Source organism: Acidipila sp. EB88 (assembly GCF_003858395.1).
Lineage (GTDB): Bacteria > Acidobacteriota > Terriglobia > Terriglobales > Acidobacteriaceae > EB88.
This window is the reverse complement of record NZ_QWEV01000005.1, coordinates 310,724-331,258: the sequence shown is the minus strand read 5'-3', so window position 1 is coordinate 331,258 and position 20,535 is coordinate 310,724. Positions and strand designations below refer to the sequence as shown.

Genomic DNA, 20,535 nt, shown 5'->3' with positions numbered 1-20,535 from the left:
GCGGGCTCCTTTCGCGCGGGGTCTAGCTGAAACAAACGAGCCATATGCCCAGCGCGAGCAGGATGGCAATCGAGGGGTACACCAGCAATGGAGGTGACAACTGCTCGTTCCACTCAAGACGCAGCAGCACGAGGTGCAGCAGGAAAGAAATCAGCACGCCCAGCAGGGCACAGAACAGCCACACCGGGAAGAACGAGCCCAGGATGCTGTAGGCCGGGGCACGCTGACAGCCGCTCAGCAGCAACACGCAGCCAAGCGCTGCCGTCCCCCTTGCCGTTCGCGTGATCGTGCCTGTGTAGGCGCTGCACACCATGGTCTTCATTCTCCCCCGTTGGGTCGCGGCTGTGTGCGGTTATCCGGCGGTGCTACCCCGCCTGGCTGCGGCGACACAGTTTCAGGCGCGGGTGGCGCGGTGGTGGGCGGCAGCACCGTCGGCCCTGCATGCGCACGCAGCAACTCGCCCGTGCGAAAGCTGAGCTGTGTCACCTGCTGAAAGAGGTTGGTCCGTGCCGTTACTTCCTGCGAACGCGCCTGTGCCAGCGTGCGCTGCACCGTCACGACGTCAACCAGGGTGCGCACCCCGTACGTGAAGGCCTGCGTCGCTGCTGCATACGAGCTTTGCGCGGCCGCCAGCAGTGCTTCGGCTGCCTGCTGCTGGGCAAACGCCGTCTGCGCGTTGGTGTACGCGGTCCATACCTGGTCTTCGATCCGATCCCGATCGGCGTCGAGTTCTGCCTGGGAGGCAGCTTTCTCGGCCATAGCCCGGGCCACCTCGTTCGCACGCCGACCGCCATCGAAAAGCGTCCACTTGAGATTGAGCTGCGCGTTCCACACGCCGGTTGCTGCGTAGATGCCCGCCAGCTGGTCCTGCTCGCCATATGCGCGCACGCGACCCCAGTTGCCGGAGAACGTGATCTGCGGAGCATACGCCGTGCGTGCCTGCCGGATGCGCTGGTCCGCAGCGGCCACCCGCGTCTCCTGACGGAGCAGGTCGGGCCGGTTGCGCAGCGCGACAGCGGTGGCATCCTCGGCTGTGTCCACGAGTGCGGAAGGCGGAGCCAGGGCTGCCAGAGGTACGACCGGCAGCACCGTGGACGCGGGCAGCCGCAGCGTAGTCGCCAGGGCTGCCTGCGCATTCGACTGGGCTCCCTGGAGATTTGCGAGTTCATACTGTGCCTGCGCAAATGCGGCGCGGGCTTCCAAAGCGTCGGGCAGGGTGGCAAGCCCCTGCTCCAGGCGTGCGTCGACCTGGCTCGAAACATTGCGCGCATTTTCCAGGTTGATCAGCGCGGCTGCGACCTGGCCCTGGCTGTTGAGCAGGCTGTAGTAGCTGCTGCACACATTCTCGATCACCTGCAGGTGCACGTTGTTGAAGCTGAAGTTCGCCCCGTACAGGTCGTAGCGGGCAGCGCGCAACGCGTCCAGGCGGCCGTTCCAGTCGAACACGGTGTACTCGAGGTCCAGGGCCGGCTCGAGAATGCCCTCTGTCTGCCGCACGAACTCGGTATTGAAAAGGATCCCGTTGCGCAGCGTCTGCCCGATCACCAGCCCTGTCAAAGTCGGCAGCAGGGCGGAACGCGCGATCCCCCTGGCGGCGGCTGCCTGTCGCGCCTGCTGCCACGCCGCCCGAGTTTCCGGGTTGCGCTGCTCGGCGAGGTCGATCAGCGCGGCGAGCGAAAGCGGTTCCGAAGCGTCAACCCTGTTGAGCACGGGCGCCTCGGGCGGCGGCGTGAGATGCAGCCGTGCAGGGGCCGTCCATGGGACAGAGGGAGCGGAGGGAAGCTGTTGCGCCGCCACTTGCATGCCAGCAGAGAAAAGCCCACCCGTCACCACCGCGAGCAGGATTGCTGCGTGCGGCCCCCTTGCCCAAGGCGTGCTGCGCCCTGCCGGCACGGGCCCGACCGGCTCCATGCATGCCTGGCGCCCTGCTTGCTCCGGCTGCCCGGAGGCGCGAGCGGCCGGAGCGTTCGCGGCTTGTCTCGTTCTAGCTGTTCCCACCCTGTGGCGTTCCCGTCTTCAGAAGTCCGACCATGTCTCGGGCGGTAAGCCGATGCGCCGCACCGACCTGCAGGCTGAGCCATGCGCTTCACCGCGCCTGCCTATATTGCCGGTCACCCGCGGTCTCAGCGCATCCAGTTGCTTGCAGTCCGCCGTGCCGTATGGGCAAACTGCCATGCACTATGCTGCCACATTGAAGCACAGCCTGATCGTTGCGGAAACACCCTGACGGGTGTCGCCATCCGGTTGGTGGCCGCTTGCTAGTAGTCGACCCGCAAGGGACTTTGCCGCCAGAGTGCAAAGCTTGCCCCGGCTTCCTCCCGGAGAAGCGGCGTGCCGGGGATTGCCCGTTCGGCGGCCGGCAGCCGAGCTTCCCGGTAGAGCCGTGCATCGTCGAAGCCGGCTTCTGCTGCATCCTGAGCAGTGTTGCCATAGAAGAACCGGCTGAGGTGTGCCCACGAAATGGCAGCGAGGCACATGGGACAGGGTTCCGCAGAGCTGTACAGCGTGCAACCCTCCAGGCGGAAGTTGCCCAGCGCCCGGCATGCTTTGCGGATGGCGACGATCTCGCCATGCGCGGTGGGGTCGTGCGTTGCTAAGACCTGGTTCGCGCCCTCGGCGACCAACTCGCCGTCCCGAACGATCACCGCGGCAAAGGGACCGCCTGTGCCCGTGCGCACGTTCTCGCTGGCAAGATAGATCGCCCTGCGCATCCATTGCGTGTCGTGCTGATCCGGCTTCATCTGCAGGCTGCGCTCCCCGCAGCCATTCTAGTAGACCGCTTTCTGGTCTTCAGAACTCCAGCAGGAGCTTGCCGGTGTGCGCGCCTTTCTCCATCTCCCGGTGGGCAGCCGCAGCTTCTTGTGCCGGAAAGCGAGCCTGGATCACCGGCGCCAGTGCGCCCGTTTCGAGCAGCGGCCACACCTCGCGCAGGATCTCGTCGCGCAGCCCGCGCTTCAGCGCAGGCGAACGGGCACGCAGCATCGAGGCGGTAATCACGAGCCGCTTGTGCATCAGTTCGCGAATATCGAGCTGCACCTCGCTACCCTGGGCCGTGGCGATATGCGCCAGTCTGCCCCCGGTTCCCAGCAGCGCAAGATGCTTGCGGAAGTAAGGCCCAGCCACCATGTCGAGAATGACATCGACCCCATCGGGAGCCCAGGCGCGGATGGCTTCGGCCCAGTCCTCGTGGTAGTCCACCGCAAAAACAGCGCCTAGTCCAAGACAGGCTTGGCACTTCTCCGCGGAACCCGCGGTCGCGGCGGCGAGCACGCCACGTGCGCGGGCCAGTTGCAGTGCCACCGAGCCGATGCCGCTGGAGCCACCCTGCACCAGCAAACGCTCCCCGCGCTCGACCCGAGCCGCGGTGGCCTGGCCGGGCGCGGTCGAAAACAGATTGGCCCAGACCGTGAACACAGCCTCGGGCAGCGCTGCGGCATCACTCAGTGGCATCCCTTCGGGTACGGGAAGGCAGCAGCCCTCGGAGGCCACGGCGTACTCCGCGTAGCCGCCGCCGGGCAGCAGTGCGCAAACGCGGTCACCTACCCGCCAGTGTTCTTGTGGATCGGGGCCCACCGCGGCCACCTCGCCTGAAACTTCGAGCCCGAGCAGCGGCGAAGCTCCCGGGGGCGGAGGGTAATGGCCTTGCCGCTGCAGCAGATCCGCACGGTTGAGCCCGGCGCTGTGAACGCGGATCAGGATTTCGCCCGGGCCAGGCTGCGGCGCTGGCAGCTCTGCAACGATCAACTGTTCGGGACCACCCGGCATCAGTACCGTGATTGCTCGCATGGCGGTGGGATGCGCCTGTCATCATGTCAGTCACCGAGCACGGCGCACCCTGCAGCTGGAGGTGGTTCAGCGCTACGGCCGCAGGGCCCAGGCGATCAGGGTTTCTCCCGTGCGTCCGCTCGCAGCCAGCTGCTGGTCGAGCTCTTCTTCCAGCTCCTGGTGCGCGAGGTGCATCTCGCCCGCCAGCACCTGGGCCTCCGTGGCGCCCGTGTAGCAGAGCTCGCACACGCCGATCCCGCCTTCGTTCTGCACAGGTGGCCCAAAGATGCGGCAGGTCAGCGGGCGTCCGTCGTACAGCTCGCAGCGACCGCTCGCGGGGTCCAGCGCCGCGCATGCGGTGTCGGCCGCGGGCAGGTCTGAAAACCCCTCCCACGCCGCTTCCTGTTCGGGGGTGTGCTGCTCGTCGAGGCGGCCAGTGGTGGCGTCCCCGGGGAACTCCGCGCTGAGCGTTGCCACCAGCGCCTCCGCTCGCATGGTGACGGCGGCAGCCCGCTGTGGATCTTCCAGCCTGAGAGCATCCAGCGCTGTCTGCAGGCGCAGGGCATCCAGCTGCGAGATCCGGAAGACTCCGTGGCAACAGGGAGTGCAGCCCGGGCGGCAGGCGAGCCATGGGCCCCCGCGAAGCGCGGCATCTGCTAGTGCCCGGTCAACAATCTGCACAAGCTCTTTATCCTGAAGAGGCAGCATGGGTCTATTTTCCAACGAGCGCGGCCCTCGCTGCCGGGTCGGTTAGCATGGGGCAAACAACATCGGGGTAAAGCAATCCGCCTTGGGAGGCAGTGTGCAGGGAGCAGCAAAGAAAGTAGTCAAGGTCGCGATTCTCGGGTTTGGCACCGTTGGCTCCTCCGTGGCGCGCATTTTGCTGGACGGTCCGGCCGCCGGCGAGCTCGAGCTGACGCATGTGTACAACCGCAACGTGGAGCGGAAACGGGCCAGCTGGGTGCGCGACACCGTGCGCTGGACCGACAGCGTCGACGAGGTTCTGGCCTCGGATGCGGACGTGGTGGTGGAGCTGGTGGGTGGCCTCGACCCGGCAGGCGACTGGGTGAGGCGCGCGCTGGCCGCCGGCAAGAGCGTGGTGACCGCCAATAAAAAGCTGATCGCAGCCCACGGCATAGAGCTGCATGCCCTGGCCCGGTCCAAGGATGCACGCCTCTCCTTCGGCGCAGCAGTGGCCGGCGGTATCCCGGTGATTCCCGGGCTACAGCAGGGGCTCGCAGGCGAGCGCATCCTGCGGATCGAGGGCATTCTGAACGGCACCTGCAACTACATACTCAGCGGCATGGAGGCAGGCGCCGACTACAGCACGATGCTGGGTGAGGCGCAAGCACGGGGCTACGCCGAAGCTGACCCGACCGAGGACGTCGGCGGCTTCGATGCCCGGGCCAAGTTGGTGATTCTTTCAAGGCTCGCCCTGCGCGCCGACGTCCCGGTGGAGGCTGTACGCTGCCGCGCCATCACCCGTTTGACCTCGGTCGACTTCGATTACGCCCGCGAGCTGGGCTGCACCGTGCGGCAGGTTTCACGTGCCGAGCTTGCCCCGGACGGCAGCGTGATCGCCATGGTCGGCCCCATGCTGGTGCCGCTGCGCTCGCCACTCGCGTGGTCGCGCGGAACAGAAAACATGGTCCTGGTGGGCGGCGCATTCGGAGGAGACGTGGTGTTCTCAGGCCACGGGGCAGGCGGACACCCGACCGCGGTCGCGGTGGTCTCTGACCTGCTGGCGATCGCTCATGGTGCCGGCGCGGTGGACTTGCCCAGCCACAAAGCCCACGTCAGCAGCGACCTGCACCTGCGTCACGCGGTGCGGTTCGTGGTCAAGGATCGCCCCGGCATCGTTGCCGGCATCGCATCCGCGCTGGCTCGCGAGGCGATCAATATCGACGCACTGCTGCAGAAGCCTGGCCACAGCAAGGCAGCCATGCCGTTTGTGATCACAGTGGAACCCTGCGCCAGCTCTTCGCTTCGGCGCGCCCTGGCCGAGGTAGAGCAGATGGATTGCCTGCTGGAACCCCCGCTCGAGATGGAGATACTCGAGCAGTAGTAAGTGGCAGGTCAGCCTTGTGACTTTGCAGGCTGCTGGAACGCGGGTGACGATTTCATTCGACTTCAAGCGTTCCAGCAAGCCTGCTGATGCTTGTCGGTTACCTCCATGCCGCGTATGTGGCGAAACGCAATGGTAATGCGGGTACGTACCAATCGAAGATGCGGCATGTAGCATCAAAATCGAATAGTTATGGCACATACCCCCGCAACCACTACCTCGCAGCTCCTGCCTTCCACGCATCCGCAGAACGACGATCACTTGCCCGAGTGCACGATCATGGTCAATGGGCAGCCCACCAAGGCCCTCGTGGGCGAGCGCCTCATTGACGCCCTGCAGCGGACCCTGGGTGGCACCAAGAGCGAGGTGCCGCACGTCTGCTACCTCCCCCAGCTTGGTCCCATCCAGACCTGCGACACCTGCTTTGTGGAGGTTAATGGGGAACTTGCGCGTGCCTGCGCCGCCAAGGTGGAATCCGACGCGCGCATCGTGACGGAGTCGACCCGTGCCCGCAACGCGCAGAAGGAGGGTTTCGACCGCATCCTCGGGAATCACCTTCTGTACTGCACGGTCTGCGATAACAACAACGGGAACTGCACCGTGCATAACACCACGGCGCTGCTCGAGGTTGAGCACCAGGAACACCCGTTTCTTCCCAAGCCGTACGAAAAGGACGAGACCAACCCGTTCTATCGGTACGATCCGGACCAGTGCATCCTGTGCGGCCGCTGCGTGCAGGCCTGCCAGGACTACCAGGTCAACGAGACGCTCTCGATTAACTGGGAAGACCCGCACCCCCGCGTGCAGTGGGATGGCGGCCACACCATCGGCGGCTCGAGCTGCGTAAGCTGCGGACACTGCATCACGGTCTGCCCCTGCAACGCGCTGATGGAAAAGTCGATGCTGGGTGAAGCCGGGTACCTGACAAACTGGCCAGCCAAGCCCCTCGAGCAGATGATCGACCTGGTCAAGGCGATCGAGCCGGAGATGGGCTACGGTCCCATCCTAAAGGTTTCCGAGACTGAAGCCGCAATGCGCGAGACGCGTACCACGCGGACCAAGACTGTGTGCACGTACTGCGGCGTCGGCTGCTCATTCGACATCTGGACCAAGCCGGATTCGCGCCACATCCTCAAGGTCGAGCCCTCGCAGGGAGCGGCCAACGATATCTCCACCTGCGTGAAGGGCAAGTTCGGCTGGGACTATGTAAACGCACCCGACCGGCTGCAGGTGCCGCTGATCCGCAATCCGGATGGCGAAACCTTCCGCGAGGCAAGCTGGGAAGAGGCGCTGACGCTGATCGGTTCGAAGATGGGCCAGATCAAGCAGGAGTACGGTCCGGACGCGCTGGGCTTTATCGCTTCCTCGAAGACCACGAACGAAGAGAACTACCTCATGCAAAAGCTGGCGCGTGCGGTGGTCGGCACCAACAATGTCGATAACTGCTCGCGATACTGCCAGTCGCCGGCGACCCAGGGCCTGTTCCGCACAGTGGGCTATGGCGGCGACTCCGGATCGATCCACGACATCGGCAAGGCCTCCTGCGTGATCTGCATCGGCACCAACACCACCGAAAGCCACCCCGTGTTGGCGACGCGCGTCAAGCAGGCGCACAAGTTGCGTGGACAGAAGCTGATCGTGGCCGATATCCGCGAGCACGAGATGGCGCGTCGCGCGGATATCTTCTTCCAGCCCACGCCGGGTACAGACATCATCTGGCTGACCGCGATGACGAAGTACATCCTCGACAGCGGTCTGGCCAAGATGGATTTCATCGAGCGCTGGGTCAACAAGCTCGAAGAGTTCCGCGCGGAGAGCAGTTGGGCAACGATGGAGTTTGCTGCTGAGAAGTGCGGTATCTCGATCGAAGAGCTCACGCGTATCGCGCGCATCATTGCAGCCGAGGAGAGTGTCTGCATTCTCTGGGCCATGGGCGTCACACAGCATGTGATGGGCTCGGATACGTCTACAGCAATCTCGAACCTGCTGCTCGCGACCGGCAACTACATGCGGCCCGGCACCGGTGCCTACCCGCTGCGTGGGCACAACAATGTGCAGGGCGCCAGCGACTTCGGCTGCATGCCAAACATGTTCCCGGGTTACGAGCACACCGACGACGAAGCAGCCCATGAGCGTTACGAGCAGGGTTGGGGCGCCAAGCTCCAGAAGGAAAAGGGACTCGACAATCACCAGATGATTGACGCGGTCTACGACGGGAAACTTCGCTGCATTTACCTGTTCGGCGAGGACATGTACTCGGCGGACTCCAACGCGAACCATGTCGCAGGTGGCTTTGAGCGGCTCGACTTCTTCGTAGTGCAGGATATCTTCTTCAGCGCGACCTGCCGCTTCGCCGACGTGGTGCTGCCGGCAAGCCCCAGTCTCGAAAAGGAAGGCACGTTCACCAACACAGAGCGCCGTATTCAGCGCCTGTATGAAGTCTTCGAGCCGCTCGGCGAGTCCAGGCCTGACTGGCGCATCATTCAGGACATCGCAAATCGCCTGGGGGCGAAGTGGAACTACAAGCACCCATCCGAGATCATGCACGAGGCAGCATCGCTCGCACCGCTGTTTGCGGGTGTTCGCTATGACCGTCTCGAGGGCTACAAGACCCTGCAGTGGCCGGTGGCGATCGACGGAACAGACCAGCCGTTGCTGTATACGACCGGCTTTCCGCTGCCTGACAACAAGGCACAGTTCCACCCGCTGAAGTACCGTCACCCGATCGAAGTGGAAGATGACGAGTTCGACCTGCACCTGAACAACGGCCGCCTCCTGGAGCACTTCCATGAAGGCAACATGACGTACCGTGTTCCCGGAATCAAGGAGGAGACACCCGATCGCTGGGTGGAGGTTTCGCCTGAGCTCGCCAAGTTGCACAACCTGACGACCGGACAGTGGGTCGATATCACTTCGCGCCGCGCTACGCTGCGTGTGCCGGTACTGATCACGGATCGCGTCAAGGGCAACCAGATGTTTATCCCTCTGAACTCGCCGGATGCTCCAGTGAATCTGCTGACCGGTAGCGATGTGGATGATGTGACCCACACCCCTGCCTACAAGGAGCTTGCCGTCAAGATGAAGGTGCTGCCGTGGAAGGGCGAGAACCCTCTCAAGGCGATCAACTTCCGGAACGGCCATCCCACGCCGCAGAATGGCGTCGAGGTCGAGCGTAAGTGGAAGCGCGCAGACTACCGGATGCCCGGGCTTGATCCGGAACTGGTGCAGATCAGCATCGGTAACGGACACAATGGCAACGGCGCCGGAAAGATGAAGAGGTAGCAAGAGCAATGGCGAAGGCAGTTACAGTTCTACCCGTGATCAAGCCGGCGAAAGAGGAGACGGAGCGCAAGCTTGAGGCCGCTCCGTTGCAGCACGCCGAGGCGCTTCTCGACGCGTATCGCACCCTGCAAACCCTGCATGACACACACACGCTGGAAGTCGTACGCGGCCTGCTTGGAGCAGGGGACCAGGTCCTGACCGAGGTGGTCAGTGTGGCCACTTCGCCGCAGTCCACGCGGGCGATTCGCAACCTGTTGATCCTGACCAACCTGCTCGGTACGGTGGACCCGGATGCACTGCATCGCATCACCAGCACAGTAACCCCTGTGCTGACAGAGACGCAGGCCTCGGAGCCGCCAAGCCTGTTTGCGATGGTGAAGCGGTTGTTTTCTGCGGATGTGCGTCGGGCCATGGGCACAGGACTTTCTGTGCTTGAAGCTGTGGGACGTGCGCTCGGCCCGGGCGCGACCAAGAAGTAAGCGAGCGGGGAATGCCAGAGTGGAACCACAAAGCCCACCTTCGCAGGTGGGCTTTGTGGTTCCATGGGTTACTCGTCGTCGCTGCCGATGGGCTGGCCCGGAGGCGCTTCCAGAGCGATTGGCATCGCAAAGGCTGCCGGGTCTTTCTCCCACTGGGCGATCAGGCGCAGGGCCGCCGCCCAGTGCGCCCGCCAGTCCGCATCGAGGGTCGGGTCTGTTTTTGCCTGCAGCCATACTTTCAAGTCAGCCACCTGCATGCAGGCCACGGCCCGAGCCTGGTCGCCTGCGTCCTCGCTTGCAGCCAGTGCAAGCAGGTGGCGCAGCACGCTGGTCTGCACGGTGCGCGCCGTTTCCCCCAAATCGTTCGTCGAGGCCGGTGCATACCAAGTGGCGGCGAGTGTTGCGCGAATGACCGCATCGAGCGAAGGCATCGCAGGATCGCGATCATGGTTCTGCACGAGGCGCGTCGCACGGGTGGGTTCGAACAGCAGGGCATTCGTAAGGTTGGCTGCCGTAGCGGCGGCTGCCTGCGAATCAAAGGCCAGGTCGGTCTGCGACGGGAAGGACTCCAGTGTCCGGTCATACCCGAACGGGCGCGGCGGCAGGATGGCAAGCAGTGCAGGCGACAGTGTCAACGCCTGTGGATCGAGGGTGGCCAGTACGGCAGACAGCGCCTTCTGCTGCTCCGCTGCCGAGACCACCCGCGCTGCTGGTTGATTGTCGCCACGCAGCTTGTAGACATAGTCTTCTCCACCGAGCTCCTTGGCTGCCGCCTCGGTCTGGTAACGATGCAGCAGGTACAAGGGAACCAGAGTGTCTTCGAGCGTTGCCAGCGGCTGGCCCGGCTGGATGGCGTTCTCGCCGAAACCCTCCAGCGCGGCCTTGCGAACGGCCAGCATGCGGGTGAGCTCCGCGGATGGGCTGGTGCCGTTATCCCAGAGATGCGCCCGCGCATTGAGGCTGCCGAGTGGCCGCGCATCCTCATCGGTTACGAAGATCAGTCCGTCGGTGGTGTCCTTGCGCAGCAGTGCGTCGAGTGCTTCCGGTTCCTTGGTGCCTGCAGGAAACTCGGTATAGCCGTACGCGATGGCAGCCTTGTCCCACGCGCCAATGCCGGTCGTGTAGGCATGGGATAAGTCGGGTCTGCCGTTCGCGTCCAGGGTAATGAGCGGGTGCGGGTAGTCCATCACCGACGTTCCCTGCGCGATGCTGCTGGCCGCAAAGTTGTGAGCGAGTCCCAAGGTGTGGCCTACCTCGTGCGCGGCCAACTGGTGGATACGCGCCAGCACCATGGCCAGCGCTTCTGCCTGCTCCGCTCTGGTCTGCTCGGGCGTCGCCTGCGCGTTGGCGTAGGGAGCGAGCAGCGCTTCGGCGATCATGAAGTCCTGCCGCGCCCGCAGCGAGCCGAGGGTCACGACGCCCTTGATGATCTCGCCGGTGCGTGGATCGACGACGCTTTCGCCATAGCTCCAGCCGCGCGTTGACCGATGCACCCAGTCGATCATGTTGTAGCGGATATCTTCCGGATCGGCGCCGTCAGGCAGCTCGCGCACCTGGAACGCGTTGTGGAAGCCCGCTGCTTCAAAGGCTTCGTTCCACCAGCTCGCTCCCTCGATCAGGGCGGTCCGGATGGGCTCAGGGGCGCCACGGTCCACGTAATAAACGATGGGCTGCACCGGGTCGCTGACTGCGGCGGATGGGTTCTTCTTTTCGAGCCGGTGCCGCGTGATCAGGTGCTGATCCATGGGGACGCCCAGCGGCACGGAGTAGTCGCGGTAATCGAGCGAGAAATAGCCAGAGCGCGGGTCGAAGCGGCGCGCTTTGTAGCCGGCGTCGGGCAGAGCGATCAGCGAAAAATGTTCAGCCACGGTGACGTGGTGCGCGTCGGGTGTCACCGATTGGATCAGCTTCGCCGGGGTCGCGTCGTCCGAGAAGGTCAGCACCGACTCGACCTCGGTGTTGCGCGGAAAGTCCCGCAGGCTCTCCGCGGCAATCGCGGAGCGTTGGATATCGAGATGGTAGGCGCCCTGCTTGCTGCCTTGCAGCCGCTCGGCTACGCCATGGATATCCGACAGGAAGAAATCTGTAGCATCCACGGTGACAGAACCATCAGCGCCGTCTCCATCGTTCTCGATGCGAAAGTCCCAAAGCACCGTTTGTGCAAACGAGTCGCGCACGGCGCCCTGCTCGTCCGTGCTCGCTGAGGAGGACCGGTACGCGAGGTTGGGCTCGATCAGCAGCAGGCGATTTCCCGAGCGGTACCACTCCACCAGTCGGCCTTGTCCAAGCTGGCCGCGATCGAGCATCAGGTCATTCGCGCCAACTCCCCGGCGCAGCGTGTCGAGCAGCAGAAACTGCTGCCCGGGTGCCAGCGTTGCCTGCGGAATAGTGAGCAGCAACTTGCCTGCTTGTGGTTGCCAGCGCAGTGGGAAGTAGCCGTCAAGCCGCCGCTCGCTGTTCGCCGGCTGCGCAGAAGTGGCAGCGTGCGCGGGTGTGTCCTGAGCGAACGCGGGAGCAGACAACGCAGTAGCGGCAAACAGCAGGGCAAGCAGAGGCTGGGCAGGGAGCATGTTGGTGCCAGAGTACACGTGCTCCCGGATATCGACCAGAAGAACGGCACAGCAAGCGGCGTCGATCAGCCTGCGGAGCTACGTGCGCGCCCGGCACGATCCTGCTCCCATGCCTTCGCAAACTTCCAGCTCACGTAGCAGGAGTGGTAGCCGTGCAGCAGCAAACCTTCCCGTCCATCCAGAAAGCCACCGCGCAGGCCGTAGTTGTACAGAAAAGTAGCGACCGGGTTGAGCACGACGTTCCACATGAAGGCCACGAGCGAGCGCGACTGCTTGCCACGCCCGAGTACCAGCGGCACACTGGCCGAACTGTACCGGTTCATGTGCTCGAGATACAACGCAAGCGTCGGGTAGGCATCGTGCAAAAGGTCGCTTGTGAGCGAGCCGGCGGGCCCATCGTACTTGGGCGTGGCATGCGGTTCGGTATCTTCGCGCGCCCATGCGGAGCCCCGGCGAAACAGGCGCAGCTTGCGGTCCGGATAGAAGCCGCCGTGGCGCATGGCGCGCCCCAGGAAGTAGTTGCAGCGTGGCACCCAGTACGCGTCAAGCGGAGCCTCGCCGCGCGCCGCCCGGGCGAGCAGTGCCTGCACCTCGGTTGCGAGCTCCGGCGTGAACAACTCATCCGCGTCGAGAGAAAACACCCACTGGCTGGTTGCAGCACGCAGGGCGTTGTTTACCTGTACGCCATAGCCCGGCCACGGCACATGCAGCACGCGCGCTCCAAAGCTCTGGGCCAGCGCGATCGTGCCATCAGTTGAACCGGAGTCGATGAGAACGATCTCGTCTGCCCACGAGGCTACTGTCGGCAACACGCGCCGAAGGTTGGTCTCTTCATCTTTAGCCACGATCGCAATGGAGATCGTTTCACGAGGCGGCGTTGCGGCATCAGGCAGCGGAGTCAATCCGTGTGTCTCGACTAAGAGGCCAGGAACTGCTGGATGAGCCGGCCCGTAAGAGGCTGCAGCGACTCGCCCGTCTTCGGCAGGATGAACTGCGCGGTGGCTGCGTCCCACTCCAGCTTGAACGAGGTCGAAAGAGCCGAGATCCAGATCTGGCGGACCGGGGTATTAGGTGTCAACACGAATTTGCCCGGTGGTTCTTCAAACAGGATGTTCAGCGCGCCGTTGTTTTCCTCAACCTCAAAGCCACCCTCTGCTTCGAGCAGGATCAGGGCCTGCTTCAACGCCTCGATGGCGCGATCAGACTCGGTACGGAACTGCGCTTCATCCAACATGGTTCCAGTGTAGCAATCACCCAAGTCAGGGCCAAACGCCAAAGCAGCGATGACCGGTCTGGTCACCGCTGCTTTAAAGACGCACGGGGGAAAGAGACCAGCTCTTTACCTTTCAGCGCGCCTCGAGCTGGATGGCCCCTTCTGGCTACGCTACGTCCCGGATGGCGTTGCGGATGTGCTCCACGGCCTGGTCCTTGAGTTCGAGATGGTGGACCTTCAGCGCATGGTCCTCGATCTGCGGGAGCATCTCGGCTTCGGAATTTCCTTCCAGGTGCCACTCGCACTCTGAGTAGCCAACATTGGCACAGCGGAACTGCTTTGTGGATCCGGTCGCTTCCATTCCAACTCTCCTTTGAGACGCCACTACTAATTTCAACTCCTTTGGATGGGGCGCTTCGCGCTGAAGCGGCCTCGACGCGGGAAAACTTCCCGATCTTTCACAGGACCAACGGCGGGGCAGCAGGGTGCCCAGCCGCCGGAAGTTGGCAGCGCAGCTGGAAACAAGAAAGCCTCCCGCTGAGAAGGAGGCTTTCGGACGTAAAGCACAGCTTGTCGCTTGACGGCTTAAAAGGGAATATCGTCGTCTGTAATCTCCGCGTGGGCGTAGTCATCCTGCGGAGCCGAAGAGCGCTGATCAAAGCTGGCCGTGTTGCTCTGCGCGTTGCGGCCGTAGCCTGTCGATGCAGCCCCGGGGGCATCCCCTTCACCGCGGCCTGAGAGAAGCACCAGCTCGTTTACTACGATTTCGGTCCGGTACACCTTCTTGCCGGTCTCCTTATCGTCCCAGGAGCGCGTGGTCAGGCGGCCTTCGATGTAGAGCTTGTTGCCCTTCTTGACATAGTCGCGAACGATCTCAGCGGTGCGGCCATACGCGGTGACATTGTGCCACTCGGTACGGTCGGTCCATGCGTCGCTGGCCTTGTCCTTGATGCGATCTGTGGTGGCGATGCCGAAGTTGGCGACAGCCTGGCCGCTCGGAAGAAACTTCACCTCTGGATCCTTGCCGAGGTTGCCGAGCAGGATCACCTTGTTTACTGTTTTCGCCATGGCGGTACCTTTCGCGTGTGCTGAGCTATGAAGAAAGCATAGCAGCCCCGCCCGGACCGGCCCGGGCAGCCGTGCGAAGCAAAACCAGTCCCGATTACCGCTCGCCGCGCCGGCAGAGACGCGGCCCGAGCCGGCTTAAGCGTTGATTGCGCAACCACTTGGCGCCGCCGAGAAACAGCATCAGCAAGCCGAACGGCATGCACATCAATGCCACCATGAGCGACAGCCAGCCGAGGCTGGTGCGTGCCCCCTGCGGACCCACGCCGCCAAACACAAACAGCGCGAGGCACAGCGCCACAGCTGAGGCCCCGGCCACGCTGAAGCCCGAGCGCAGCAGCGGGAGGGTTCCATCTTCCGCGTTTAACGCCAGGTGCTCGGTGTGGCGCGCGCGGGCCGGCAGATCCTCGGCTGCGCGGTCGGCACGCGGTGCCGGAAATGGAATGATGTGCGGGGCCATGGGCGCTAGTAGCTGGCTCCCACAGCCGCGTGCAGCATCAGGTACACCACGACGCCGGTAACCGAAACGTACAGCCACAGGGGGAAGGTCCAGCGCGCGAGCCGGCGATGCTGTGCAAACCGGCCGGAAAGGGACAGGAAGAACGTGATGAGTACCATGGGAAGCGCAAGGATCGACAGCAGCACATGGCTCGCCAGCAGCGCGAGGTACGCGGTACGAAGCGGATTGTTGTGCGGGTACAGCGTGTCGCCATGGATGGCGTGATTGGTGATATAGCTCACCAGGAAGATGGACGAGAATACAAACGCTGTCATCATGGCGGCCCTGTGCCTGCTGATCGCTTTTTGCCGAATGAAGACAAAGCCGGTGCACAGGGCGATCGCACTCAGGCCGTTAAGCACGGCGTTCAATGCAGGCAGAAACAGCAGCCGTCCATGGAACTCCGCAGGCGCATGATGCACGTACAGCAGCCAGAGCAGGAATGCGGTGGCGAGGGCACTGACCGCAAGGATGCCGAGCACGCCAAAGGTTGCGGGCCGGTTATCGAGCGATGCTGGTACAGGTGCGGCGGTGGATGGCATGGTGGGCGCGGCGCTCCTCTCAGACGACAGTGTTACAGCCGGACAGCTGACGGCATATTGCCGATCAGGCGGCGGGCTTATGGGTGCGACGGTTCACGACCAACCAGGCTGCCGCGAAGCATAGAACGCAGAATCCACCCGTGACCAGCAGATTTACGGCTAGGGGCTCGTCCGTCGGCTGGGCAGGGAAGAGCAGGTTCCGAAGCGCATCCACGCCATACGCAAGCGGATTGGCACGCATCAGTGCGTGCATCCACGGGGAAGCCCCGCTCGCAGGAAAGAGCGAACCCGAAAGCATCCACAACGGCAAGAGCAGCAGGTTGACAATCGCGTGGAAGGCCTGGGATGAGTCCATGGGCCACGCGATGGTAAAGCCCAAAGCCGTGAGCTCAAAGGCGAGCATGGCGATCACCAGCATGCCGAGCAGGATGGCGCCGACACCGGCATGCACGCCTACGAGAGGCGCGAACACCAGGAAGATGATCCCCTGGATGGCGGCCAGAGTGGCTCCGCCGAGCACCTTGCCCAGCACAATCGCGGAGCGTGAAACGGGGGCAGCCAGTACCGACAGCAGGAAGCCTTCGTTGCGATCCTGGATCAGCGACATCATCGAAAAGATCGAAGTGAACAACACGATCATCACGATCGAGCCGGGGAAGAAGTAGCCCAGGTAGTGGCCGTTGCTGCTGCCGGAGCCGGCGGTGTGGAACGAGTTGGCGAAGCCTGACCCGAGCACCAGCCAGAACAGCAATGGAGACGCGATTACGCCCACAACGCGGGCTTTCTGGCGGTAGAAGCGAACAATCTCGCGACGCCAGAGTGAATAAGCGGCAAGCGCGGTGGAGGGGCGCTGCACCGTTGTGGCTGCTCGTCCGGTAGCGCGGGTGGTGCCGATCTCGGGAAGTGTGGTGGCCATGTGCCTTGTCCTTTTGGTTGCGCTGCTGCCTGGTCCGTACATGCCGCACCACCATGTCATGTATGGTGGCTGCGCCGAACTCGCGCCCCTGTCAACAGGTGATTAGCGCCTAGAGCGGTTCGCGAAAGCCTTCGTGGGATTCCGTCTCGCGGGTGTGCGCGTCAGGTTCAGCCTCCGGTCCCTGTTCCTGCCAGAAGCGGTGCCCCGTGCTCTCGATAAACACATCCTCGAGCGACGGTTTCTGCACGCGAATGCCTTCGATCTGCCCAGGAAAGGCCTCTACCATTGCGGTCACAAAGCGGTGGCCTTCGCTGTGTTCGACTCGGACACTCGCACCCAGCACGCGGGGTTCGCTCTCGGTGTATGCCGCCAGTCGCAGCGCCAGCGCCTGCGCTTCCGCGGGGCCGCGAGTATCGAATGTGACAATGTCGCCGCCGATCTGTTCACGCAGGGCAAGCGGCGCGCCCAGTGCCACAAGCCTGCCCGCGCTCAGGATGGCCAGGCGATCACAATGCTCGGCCTCCTCCATCAGGTGCGTGGTGACCAGCACCGTCACGCCATCCTCGTCGCGAAGCGTGCGGAGGTACTGCCATAGATCGCGCCGTGCCCCGGGGTCCAGCCCCGTGGACGGCTCATCGAGCAGCAGAACCGCCGGTGCGTGGATCAGGCCCTTGGCGAGTTCAACGCGACGCTGCATGCCGCCGGAAAGTGTCTCAACAAAATCACCGGCGCGATCAAGCAGCAGCACCCGCCCCAGCACCTCATCAATGCGCCGGCGCAGCACCTGTCCGCTCATGCCGTAGAGGTGGCCCTGGTGCATCAGGTTTTCGCGTACTGTGAGCTTCAGATCGATGGATCGCGCCTGGAACACAATGCCAGTCTGCAGGCGCACGGCCGAAGCCTGCGTCGCCACGTCGAAGCCTGCGATGCGTGCGGCGCCGCCCGTGGGGATCATCAGGGTCGAAAGGATCCGGAATAGTGTGGTCTTGCCGCTTCCATTCGGGCCAAGCAGCCCGAAAATTTCACCCGGCTGCACGCTGAAGCTGAGATCGTCAAGCGCCTTCCGGGTGCCGTAGCTATGGCTCAGACCCTTCAATTCAATGGGGGATGGAGTCTGGCCGGAAGCTCGCGACAGGCTGTCGTCACCGGGCGTGGGAAGCAGGGTGCTCGAAGGGGTGGACAGGGTGGACATAGATGGCAACTCCTTTCTCGGGTGGCGCCCGAGAGGTGGCGTGACTAGCGCGCGTTCAGCATGAGCAGGATGAGCAGGACCGGCAGGTAGATGACGCTCACCTTAAGCAGGTCGCGGGCATACATCTTGCTTTCCGCTGCCGATGGTGCCGAGGTGATGCGTCCAAAGCGCACGGTATAGGCAAGGTAGACCAACGAAAGCAGCAGGGCGGCTCCGCCGTAATACCAGCCCGCGATATGCAGGAACACCGGCAGGAGGCTGACCGGCACCATGAGCACGGCGTAGGTAAGCGCCTCGGCTACCGTGGACGCGCCATCCGGCTGCACTACCGGCAGCATCTTGATGCCGGCGCGGCCGTAGTCTTCGCGGTACAACCACGCGATGGCCATAAAGTGGGGAAACTGCCATACGAAGAGCAGCGCGAACAGGGCAACAGCGGGCCACTCGATGCGACCGCGGGCCGCGATCCACCCAAGCAGGGGAGGCATTGCGCCAGGAAACGCCCCGATAAACGTCGCCAGGGTCGTGCGGCTCTTCAACGGGGTGTAGATCAGAACGTAGGTGGCGCCGGTCGCAAGCGTGAGAATCGCCGTCAGCGCGTTTGCCTGGTGCAACAGCAGGCCAGCGCCTGCGGCAGCCACTGCCAGTGCAAGCGAAACGCCATGTACCAGCCCAATCCGGCCGCTCGCCATGGGACGCCGTGCTGTTCTGCGCATGCGCGCATCGGATCGATGCTCAATCGCCTCGTTGAGAGCGGCGGAGCCGGCACTGACCAGGCCGATTCCAAGCAGCACTGCAATCAGGCCGGGCTGCATACTGCTGACGCCCGACCGAAGCGAGCCAAGGTAGAAGCCAGCCCAGGCGGTGAGTACCACCATCGCCGTGACGCGCGTCTTGAAGAGTTCGGCGTAGTCCGCAATGCGGGAGGCTGTTTCGCCCGCCTTCAGGTGATCCGTCGTGGGCGTTTCGACTGTTCGGCTCACCACCACGGGTCCTGCGGTCAGTGTTTCGCCAGGTAATGGCCCGCGCACTCTGGAGGACTGGTTCACCGGGGCGCAACTCGCGGCGTGCGCGGCAGGGGCTGTGGACACCGGCGCGCTGCTTTCGCCGCGCGTGCGAAAGCAATCGCAGCGCTCAAAGCAGCAACGATACAGGGCGCTATGTGTTGGGCGGAAACCAGGACTGACACCCGTTTATGGTAGCAGGGGAAATTGGGTGGTTTGTGCTACCTGCGGGTCTTGTTTGGCAGAGTCAACGCACGCCCGGACTCGGCGCGCCTTCCTTTCTGCTTTGGGCGTTTCCTCGATCTTTCGCTTCGAGGGCAGTCAGGATTGTTTCGGCAATCTGCTCCGGAGACAGTCCTGCCGTTGGGCAAACGAGATCCGCCGCCTCATAAAAGGGGAGCCGACGCTGGTAGCGTTCGTTCAACAGGGGAGTGTCCTGCAACACGGGACGGAGGGCGGCGCCGGGTTCCAGCCGGCAGCGGTCCACCGCGATGCCGAGAGGAACTTGCAGGTACACCACCAGGCTTCCACTCGACTCGGCCAGCTTGCGACGAGTCTCCTCGTGCTCCACTGCGCCGCCACCGAGCGAAAGAACACTTCGCGTTTCGGTGGTCAGCAAGTCTGCCACTAATGCGGCTTCGAGTTTTCGGAAGTGGGGTTCGCCATGCTGTTCAAACAATCCGGCGATTGTTGTTCCGCAGCGCTCACTCAGCACAGCATCGGCATCCTGGAACTGCCAGCCGAGCATGGAGGCCAATACCCGGCCCACCGTCGACTTTCCCGCACCCATGAAGCCGATCAGCACAACGCGCTGAACGGACAGGGCACCGCGCGAACAGCCCGGGTCAAGGCCCAGGCTGTTCTGTTTTGCATCGTACCCTGGTGATCCACGGGGAGCCCCAGCTGCTCCGGATGTTGCAGTCAATGCACTATTTCCGGCTGGTCTCAGGGCTGCCGAGCGCTGACTTGATGTTGTCCCACACAGCAGGCGAGGGGTCATGGATCGGCATCAGCAGCTTTGCCTGCTGTGCGATGTACTCCAAGTCACGCACAAGCTCCGCGCAGTTTTCGCAGCTCTCGAGGTGTGGCTCTTTGCTGAAATCACCTTCCGCGCTAAAGAGTTGCGGCAGACGCTCCTGAAAGGCAGCGCAGTCTGCAGAGATGCCCAAATGGCTGGCGCCCGAATTACTCATTCACTGTTTCCTTTCGCAGGCCGGTTTTCAAAAGATCACGCAACTTCATGCGAGCCTTGTGCAGCTGGGACTTGCTATTCCCAATTGAGCAGTCCAGCATGCCTGCGATCTCGTTGTGCTCATACCCTTCAACGTCATGGAGGACGAAGACAAGCCTGTAGCCCGGGGGCAGGTTCTCGACGGCACGCTCCAGAGTGACCCGGTCGATGGAACCGGAAAGCTGCAGATCCCGTGCGCCGATGTCTTTGCGTGGACCATCGTCACTCGAGGGCTCCAGCGTTTCTTCAAGCGACACCTGAGGGAGACCCTTCTTTCGAAGGTGCATCAGAACCACGTTCACCGCAAGCCGGTGGAGCCAGGTCGAGAATGCAGAGTCGCCACGAAAGGTACCGATCTTACGATAAAGCTGCAAAAAGGCTTCCTGCGTGAGGTCTTCAGCCTCGGCCACGTTGCCGAGCATCCGCAGACACAGGGAATACACCCGTCGTTTGTGCAGCCCGTACAACGTCTCAAATGCCCGTCCGTCTCCGCCCTGCGCTGCCGCGATTGCTTCTGCTTCGCCGGCAATCGGTGGATTGCGGCGCATATGCTGCACTGGATTCTTTGCTTGTTGCGTGGGTCCTGCTGTGCTCACGGCACTCCGATCCGCTGTTTGCTGCGTGTTCTCTCTGTTGATCCGGGAAAGTGAAGCATCGTTGGCGCACCGGGACTACGCCGGCAGCGGCACCGTTATTCGCTCATAGTTTAAGC

Annotated in this window: 21 protein-coding genes; 3 read left to right on the top strand and 18 right to left on the bottom strand. The window is 63.4% G+C overall.

What is annotated here, in order from left to right; genetic code table 11:
* Positions 1–22: 22 nt before the first annotated feature.
* The 5 genes from D1Y84_RS02330 to D1Y84_RS02310 form a co-directional block, all read right to left on the bottom strand.
* Positions 23–322: a YtcA family lipoprotein gene (locus D1Y84_RS02330; protein WP_124847080.1), complete on the bottom strand. Its 300-nt coding sequence runs from the start codon at positions 320–322 to the stop codon at positions 23–25.
* Positions 319–1,893: a TolC family protein gene (locus D1Y84_RS02325; protein WP_158615271.1), complete on the bottom strand. Its 1,575-nt coding sequence runs from the start codon at positions 1,891–1,893 to the stop codon at positions 319–321. The genes D1Y84_RS02330 and D1Y84_RS02325 overlap by 4 nt, the downstream gene beginning before the upstream one ends.
* Before the next feature lie 365 nt (positions 1,894–2,258).
* Entirely contained in the window at positions 2,259–2,741 is a 483-nt protein-coding gene (locus D1Y84_RS02320) for a nucleoside deaminase (RefSeq protein WP_124847078.1), read from the bottom strand.
* Positions 2,742–2,790: 49 nt separating this feature from the next.
* On the bottom strand, positions 2,791–3,786 hold the full coding sequence (locus tag D1Y84_RS02315; protein WP_124847077.1) for an NAD(P)H-quinone oxidoreductase: 996 nt from the start codon (positions 3,784–3,786) through the stop codon (positions 2,791–2,793).
* 72 nt (positions 3,787–3,858) lie between these two features.
* Entirely contained in the window at positions 3,859–4,473 is a 615-nt protein-coding gene (locus D1Y84_RS02310) for a YkgJ family cysteine cluster protein (RefSeq protein WP_124847076.1), read from the bottom strand.
* A 94-nt stretch (positions 4,474–4,567) separates the two neighbouring features.
* Here D1Y84_RS02310 and D1Y84_RS02305 point away from each other — a divergent pair, with 94 nt between their 5' ends.
* The 3 genes from D1Y84_RS02305 (at position 4,568) to D1Y84_RS02295 (ending at position 9,591) form a co-directional block, all read left to right on the top strand.
* Complete coding sequence (locus D1Y84_RS02305) at positions 4,568–5,830, top strand: homoserine dehydrogenase (protein WP_233581004.1); 1,263 nt, start codon at positions 4,568–4,570, stop codon at positions 5,828–5,830.
* A 279-nt stretch (positions 5,831–6,109) separates the two neighbouring features.
* Entirely contained in the window at positions 6,110–9,112 is a 3,003-nt protein-coding gene (fdhF, locus tag D1Y84_RS02300; protein ID WP_233581538.1) for a formate dehydrogenase subunit alpha, read from the top strand.
* A gap of 8 nt (positions 9,113–9,120) precedes the next feature.
* The gene (locus D1Y84_RS02295; RefSeq protein ID WP_124847073.1) at positions 9,121–9,591 is read left to right on the top strand and encodes a DUF1641 domain-containing protein; all 471 of its coding nucleotides are present in this window, start codon (positions 9,121–9,123) and stop codon (positions 9,589–9,591) included.
* A gap of 68 nt (positions 9,592–9,659) precedes the next feature.
* Here D1Y84_RS02295 and D1Y84_RS02290 read toward each other — a convergent pair whose 3' ends face one another.
* From D1Y84_RS02290 to D1Y84_RS02230, 13 genes are all read right to left on the bottom strand, one after another.
* Complete coding sequence (locus D1Y84_RS02290; RefSeq protein WP_124847072.1) at positions 9,660–12,161, bottom strand: zinc-dependent metalloprotease; 2,502 nt, start codon at positions 12,159–12,161, stop codon at positions 9,660–9,662.
* Between the two features lie 65 nt (positions 12,162–12,226).
* The gene (locus tag D1Y84_RS02285; RefSeq protein ID WP_124847071.1) at positions 12,227–13,063 is read right to left on the bottom strand and encodes a glycosyltransferase family 2 protein; all 837 of its coding nucleotides are present in this window, start codon (positions 13,061–13,063) and stop codon (positions 12,227–12,229) included.
* A 14-nt stretch (positions 13,064–13,077) separates the two neighbouring features.
* Positions 13,078–13,395, bottom strand: coding sequence for an iron donor protein CyaY (gene cyaY, locus D1Y84_RS02280; protein WP_124847070.1), 318 nt, complete (start codon positions 13,393–13,395; stop codon positions 13,078–13,080).
* 145 nt (positions 13,396–13,540) lie between these two features.
* Positions 13,541–13,735 carry a DUF1059 domain-containing protein gene (locus tag D1Y84_RS02275; RefSeq protein ID WP_124847069.1) on the bottom strand — a complete coding sequence of 65 codons (195 nt, stop codon included), beginning with the start codon at positions 13,733–13,735 and terminating at the stop codon, positions 13,541–13,543.
* 224 nt (positions 13,736–13,959) lie between these two features.
* Entirely contained in the window at positions 13,960–14,442 is a 483-nt protein-coding gene (locus tag D1Y84_RS02270; RefSeq protein ID WP_124847068.1) for a single-stranded DNA-binding protein, read from the bottom strand.
* A gap of 94 nt (positions 14,443–14,536) precedes the next feature.
* Positions 14,537–14,899, bottom strand: coding sequence for a hypothetical protein (locus tag D1Y84_RS18075; RefSeq protein ID WP_199726341.1), 363 nt, complete (start codon positions 14,897–14,899; stop codon positions 14,537–14,539).
* A 5-nt stretch (positions 14,900–14,904) separates the two neighbouring features.
* The gene (locus D1Y84_RS02260) at positions 14,905–15,480 is read right to left on the bottom strand and encodes a DUF420 domain-containing protein (protein ID WP_124847067.1); all 576 of its coding nucleotides are present in this window, start codon (positions 15,478–15,480) and stop codon (positions 14,905–14,907) included.
* A 64-nt stretch (positions 15,481–15,544) separates the two neighbouring features.
* A complete protein-coding gene (locus D1Y84_RS02255; protein ID WP_124847066.1) occupies positions 15,545–16,396 on the bottom strand; it encodes an ABC transporter permease in 852 nt (283 codons plus the stop codon).
* 109 nt (positions 16,397–16,505) lie between these two features.
* The gene (locus D1Y84_RS02250; protein WP_124847065.1) at positions 16,506–17,588 is read right to left on the bottom strand and encodes an ABC transporter ATP-binding protein; all 1,083 of its coding nucleotides are present in this window, start codon (positions 17,586–17,588) and stop codon (positions 16,506–16,508) included.
* 44 nt (positions 17,589–17,632) lie between these two features.
* Positions 17,633–18,571, bottom strand: a complete 939-nt coding sequence (cyoE, locus tag D1Y84_RS02245; RefSeq protein WP_233581002.1) for a heme o synthase — start codon at positions 18,569–18,571, stop codon at positions 17,633–17,635.
* Between the two features lie 268 nt (positions 18,572–18,839).
* Positions 18,840–19,382 (bottom strand): shikimate kinase, encoded by a 543-nt coding sequence (locus tag D1Y84_RS02240; protein ID WP_158615270.1) that lies wholly within the window; start codon positions 19,380–19,382, stop codon positions 18,840–18,842.
* Between the two features lie 139 nt (positions 19,383–19,521).
* The gene (locus tag D1Y84_RS02235; RefSeq protein WP_124847062.1) at positions 19,522–19,785 is read right to left on the bottom strand and encodes a hypothetical protein; all 264 of its coding nucleotides are present in this window, start codon (positions 19,783–19,785) and stop codon (positions 19,522–19,524) included.
* Positions 19,778–20,371, bottom strand: coding sequence for an RNA polymerase sigma factor (locus D1Y84_RS02230; RefSeq protein WP_124847061.1), 594 nt, complete (start codon positions 20,369–20,371; stop codon positions 19,778–19,780). The genes D1Y84_RS02235 and D1Y84_RS02230 overlap by 8 nt, the downstream gene beginning before the upstream one ends.
* Positions 20,372–20,535 lie beyond the last annotated feature (164 nt).